This window comes from Chloroflexaceae bacterium (assembly GCA_025057155.1).
Classification (GTDB): Bacteria; Chloroflexota; Chloroflexia; order Chloroflexales; family Chloroflexaceae; genus JACAEO01.
The window spans coordinates 1-537 of sequence record JANWYD010000164.1 but is presented as its reverse complement, the minus strand read 5'-3'; the positions used below and the strand labels follow the sequence as shown (position 1 = coordinate 537).

The following is a 537-nucleotide window of genomic DNA, read 5'->3' as shown; positions in this document are numbered from 1 at the left end:
GATTAACTCCGCGCTGATAGGCGTGCTGGCGCAGCGGCTTGTGCGCCGCCTGTGCGACCGGTGTAAACAGCCAACCACCCTGACCGACCCTGCAATCACCGCACTGTTCGATGGTAGCCCGGTGCAGGCGTATCAGGCGGTGGGCTGTAGCGCGTGCAACGACATCGGCTACAAAGGGCGCGTCGGGCTGTATGAGTTATTCATCGTGAGCGAACCGGTGCGCCGTCTGATTGCGCATGAGGCGGACAGCGAGCAGATTCGCGCCGCCGCGCCGCAGGGCACGCTCTACACCATCCAGCAGGACGCCCTCCAAAAAGTGCGCGACGGAGTCACGACTATTGAGGAAGTGCTGTCGCAGATTCAGATAAGCGGGGGGCACGCGCAGGCGGCGTAGAATAGCCCTCACCCCTTGCCCCTCTCCCGCACGCGGGAGAGGGGAATCAAAATCCCCCCTCTCCCACGCCGCGGGAAAGGGGGGCAGGGGGGTGAGGGCTAACAGCTCGCGCCGAAATTGAACAGCACAATCAGCAGGTCGGC

1 protein-coding gene is annotated in these 537 nt (G+C 63.9%); it reads left to right on the top strand.

Annotation, left to right across the window (positions count from 1 at the left end):
• A partial coding sequence (locus tag NZU74_20830) for a hypothetical protein (GenBank protein ID MCS6883769.1) occupies positions 1 to 394 on the top strand: 394 nt, incomplete at its 5' end.
• Positions 395 to 537: the final 143 nt, after the last annotated feature.